The 4,096-nt window shown below is 46.3% G+C and carries 4 protein-coding genes; 1 reads left to right on the forward strand and 3 read right to left on the reverse strand.

What is annotated here, in order from left to right:
• Positions 1–823: IS110 family RNA-guided transposase (locus QWI17_RS00315; protein ID WP_302720509.1), on the forward strand; the 823-nt coding region annotated here is incomplete at its 5' end.
• Between the two features lie 65 nt (positions 824–888).
• Here QWI17_RS00315 and QWI17_RS00320 read toward each other — a convergent pair.
• The 3 genes from QWI17_RS00320 to QWI17_RS00330 form a co-directional block, all read right to left on the reverse strand.
• On the reverse strand, positions 889–1,413 hold the full coding sequence (locus tag QWI17_RS00320; protein WP_302720510.1) for a hypothetical protein: 525 nt from the start codon (positions 1,411–1,413) through the stop codon (positions 889–891).
• A gap of 116 nt (positions 1,414–1,529) precedes the next feature.
• A complete protein-coding gene (locus tag QWI17_RS00325; protein ID WP_302720511.1) occupies positions 1,530–1,901 on the reverse strand; it encodes a hypothetical protein in 372 nt (123 codons plus the stop codon).
• A 108-nt stretch (positions 1,902–2,009) separates the two neighbouring features.
• Positions 2,010–2,405 carry a DUF2750 domain-containing protein gene (locus tag QWI17_RS00330; protein WP_302720512.1) on the reverse strand — a complete coding sequence of 132 codons (396 nt, stop codon included), beginning with the start codon at positions 2,403–2,405 and terminating at the stop codon, positions 2,010–2,012.
• Between the last annotated feature and the right edge of the window lie 1,691 nt (positions 2,406–4,096).

Here is a 4,096-nt window from a genome sequence, read left to right on the forward strand (position 1 = left end):
GGCGCTCATCAAGTCTCTCAAGCGCTTCAAACTAAGCCGGATTCTGGTGGAGGCTACGGGTGGCTACGAACGGAAAGTCGTTGAGGCACTGGCAGAATCTGGGTTACCCGTTGTCGTTGTACAACCCATGAATGTTCGTCAATTTGCCAAAGCCCAAGGGATAATCGCAAAGACAGACAAGATCGACGCTCAGGTGATCGCGCAATTCGGGGCGATGCTTAAGCCTGAAATACGTCCCATAAGTAACAAAAAAATACGATATATCAGGGACTTACTCGCCCGAAAACGCCAACTCATGGAATCAAGAACACAAGAGCTTAATCGTAAACACAAAGCGGAAAAGGCGCACCAGGCAACGCATAATCGCATGCTGAAGTTTTTAGATAAGGAAATCGAGTGGGTTAATACCAGGCTTTCTAAAAGAGTCGCCGAGGTGACTGAATGGGAAGACACCTATAGGTTGTTGTTGAGTGTCCCCGGCATTGGAGATGGGGTCGCGCATACATTACTAGGAGAGCTTCCTGAGCTTGGAACACTGACCAACCGCCAGGTTGGTGCTCTGACGGGTTTGGCGCCTTATAATCGAGACAGTGGCTCAATGAAGGGAAGACGGCGGATTAGAGGCGGCCGAGCACCGATTAGAACGGTGCTGTATATGGCTATGCTCAGCGCAATACAATGCAATCCGACAATGAAAGAGTTTTACAATCGATTAGTCGATGAAGGAAAACATAAGAAGGTCGCATTAACTGCTTGCATGAGGAAAATGATGACAATATTAAACGCCATGATCCGTGACGGAAAAGAATGGCAGCAAGCTTAATTTGTCAAAAGAATACGTTGGTTCAGGCTTGATTTTTACCACAGTCGCTTGTTATGGCCAATGGACTACCAAAACATTAAGCTTGAGAAAAACCGACCGAATATTGTTCCGTGCGGATCGCCATAAACCAACGCAGAATCCCCTGAGCCAGATACTGATATATTACGTATCATTTCTCGTTCCTCATATGAAAATTGGCTTCCATACTCTGCTATTACCATTGCTCCAGGCACAAGGCCATTGACGGTAAAACCCTGCCCATCATCAAGGACGGAAATAATTGGATTTTTTTCTCGAGGAGACGATGCAACCAAATCCAAAATTCTAAACGACACTTTTATGCTACTAGGCATACTAGCAACCTGAAACTCGAGATTATTAGCCACTAAATTGCCAGTATTTGCAACTTGAATCTCTCCGCTATATGGACATATTTCAGATTCGGGCAAGCACATAGCCACCACAACGTCATAATCGTACATAACCTCCGATGATCGAACGCCCAAAATAGATAATACTGACGAATTAAAAATGAAAGCTAAAAAGGCCACCAAAACTATATATTTAAATTTTGATCGAATCAGATCCATGAACGTATTCCTGCTCCCACTAGTCATTACGCCCATAGCAACGGCGGCTGGAACGGAGCGAAGCGAAGTGTAAGCCGTCCAGCCCGCGCTCTTTGCGGGCGAGTTGCCTATGTTTGTTATGTGTGCTTGACAATCTGATACCCTGCGTAGACCACAAATAAAAGGATCGAAAAATAGAAAACAAACTTAGCTAATCTAGAAAAGAAACTACCAGATGCATTCAGTAACATACTCTTAGCTTCAATCTCTAGCTCAACCATCTCGCCCTCAGTCAAAGGATTCGCTACAATATGCGACTTGTCTGATATGAGTGCTAGTGCATCTGTGTATTGTGAGTTAAGGATAACCCAAATCCCCTCTCTACTAAGGCCGGCAAGCGGGGCTTTCTGAAATTCAGAGTTGCGCTTCGCCAGAATTCCTTGCGACCTTAAAAGTCCAAGATAATCGTATGGATCAATCGGTATTTCCGTATCTGCGATGAACTTCATATTTACACATAACGCCGCAATTTACGGACGGAGTGGGATGGCGCTTTTTGTGCTCCGCACAAAACGTGACAGCCCGCGGAGTTCCGCAAGATTGCTTGGTTATGTTTCTTATTCATATTGTGCCACTTCGTCTTCTAGGCACTGAAGTAAATCAGATGGTTCCATTACCCAGAGCGCCCATTCTTTGTTCGGAAAAACCGCCACTTTAACATTATCTTTGTCAAAGGTTGGCAACCAATGAGACATAAATTCTTGAAGTGATATTTCGGTAGCTTCATGGCCAGGAAAATGTTGGTCAGCGATTTTCTGAGCGTACTCAGGATGTGGCCAAACTGGAAAATATTCAAGGTTGTCAGGGGTAACAGGAACTAGCCACCCTTCGCTATTTTTTACTGCCCACAATTGCTCCCAGTCAGCGACTTTACCGACAAAATGAGAGCTTCGATCAGCGCTACTTAGAGCTAATACTGACTCATATTGTGGTGGGTTCATTGCGTATGGCATTGACTCTCCTTGAAACATAACAGTTAATTCAAAAGACTAAGTAAAATCCCCCGCGGCAATATAACACCCCGAGAAGCTAGACGAAGAAGTGCTTATAAGCGATTGATATTACTGAATAAGGAGCTATTTTCGACAGTTCCTTGTCCGAGAAAAGAAAGACTCTTTCTTTATAATTCTGACTTTATTCGTTTTCTTTGTTCTGAACAACCCCTATGCAACCTAATGATTGTATTGCTGTTTTTACAACCTTCCCTCGATTTGGCGTCAAACTTTACTTAAAGCTACGTGAAAAGGTGTTTTGACAAATTTTGCGGGGCACATTAACCAGTTTATCCATACAGGCGGCAATGACGATTTATGTGTCACGGAGCCACCTTCCCCCATCGCATCCAGCCGAATTCGAGCAAATTTTGTGGGTCAATTGCACATAGGAAATGTGAATGCCTAAAGTCCGACGTCTGATGAGCGTAGAAAGTCTGATGTCCAACGTCTGATGAGAATATAAAGTCTGATGTCCGACGCCTGAAGTCTGAAACAACCCAAGATCAGTAGAATGCCGCTACGGAGTACCCCTCCCCCATGCCACTGAGCTGAGTGGAGATTGAATTTGGTGGGTAAGCTCGCATGGACGCGAGCGCTAGTATCGTCAGGCCAGGGACAAGGTGAATGACGAGCAGCGGCAGAGAGGGTGCCCTGGGGCAAGGCCTGTCGATACGGCCCTCCAAATTCAATCGGAGCGAGGGAACCCGAATAGCTACATGGATGTAGTGTATTAGTGCAACGCAGGAGCAGTTGCCGAGGGCCAGTTGCGGGGCGCGCCTTGACGTGAATGGATTCACTAATGTCGCGAGCGCATCGAGAAGGTGAATATTGCGGAGCAATAGAGAGGCCAGCCTGGGCTGCGCGCAGGAGCGACGGGTTACTTTTCGTCGCGTCACGAAAAGTCACTTGCCTGCCGGGCGAAATCCGGCAAATGACTAGAAAAGAAAAGTCTGACGTCCGACGTCTGATGAGAATATAAAGTCTGATGTCTGATGTCTGATGTCCGACGTCTGAAGTCGGACGTGAAAAAACAATCATACTACGAAGTTCCCGACCCCTCCCGTCGCATCCAGCCGAAGGCGAGCTAATTTTGTGGGTTTATTGCACATGGAGGTGCAATTAAGGAAAAGCGCTGGGAAGCGATCTTTTCCGACCCTCAAAATTAGCTCGAATTCGGGAACCCGAAGGGCTGAGATGCGGGGGCGCGCCTTTTGGTTACTTTTCGTCGCGTCACGAAAAGTCACTCGCCTGCCGGGCGAAATCCGGCAAATGACTAGAAAAGAAAAGTCTGATGTCCGACGTCTGATGAGAACATAAAGTCTGATGTCCGACGTCTGCAGTCTGAAACAACCCAAGATCAGTAGAATGCCTCGCAAAAACATAGAAGGCGGCTAGACTGAGCGAAGAAACGACATTAAGGCAAATGTCTAAAAATCAAAATCAGAGGAAAAACCCTAACGCCTGGCGTGCAAAGCCAAAACAAAATCAAAAAAAAGCCCCTTCAAAAAGGGCAATGCTGTTCACTTAAGAGGAGCAGCATTGCGATCCACCGGATAGCGAGTCTTTGATATCTTAACCGTTCGAGGCGTTGTTGGTCTCGAACGCCTTTCTAAAAACAGGCTGCCGACTCCGGCTCTAAGCTCTGACAA

The sequence above is a fragment of the Gilvimarinus gilvus genome, from assembly GCF_030518155.1.
Taxonomy (GTDB): domain Bacteria; phylum Pseudomonadota; class Gammaproteobacteria; order Pseudomonadales; family Cellvibrionaceae; genus Gilvimarinus; species Gilvimarinus gilvus.